We start from the raw sequence: 427 nt of genomic DNA, 5'->3' as shown, positions 1-427 counted from the left end.
ACAAGGGCACGGCCAGCGTGGTCGGCAACCAGCTGGTATTCAACCCGGGGGCCGACTTCGATCATCTGGCGCAAGGCGCGGTCGAGCACGTGACGCTCAGCTACACGATGCAGGACGAACACGGAGCACTCTCGAGTTCCACGGTGGATGTAACCATCACCGGCACCAACGACGCTCCGGTGGCGGTGGCTGATGTGGCCGCCGGTACCGAGAACCAGACCCTGACCCTCGATGTGCTGGCCAATGACACCGATGTCGATGACAACCATGTGTTCACCTTGGTCAGCGCCAGCGCGCCGGCAAGCCAGGGCACGGCCAGCGTGGTCGGCAACCAGCTGGTGTTCAACCCGGGGGCCGACTTCGACCACCTGGCGCAAGGCGTCATCGAGCACGTGACGCTCAGCTATCAGATGCAGGATCAGTACGG

1 protein-coding gene is annotated in these 427 nt (G+C 63.7%); it reads left to right on the top strand.

Annotated elements, in window-relative coordinates; translation table 11 throughout:
• Positions 1-427: Ig-like domain-containing protein (locus tag ACZYSM_RS29390; RefSeq protein ID WP_489077202.1), on the top strand; the 427-nt coding region annotated here is incomplete at both ends.

The sequence above is a fragment of the Pseudomonas sp. F220 genome, assembly GCF_057813935.1.
This window is presented reverse-complemented; position numbering and strand designations above follow the sequence as displayed.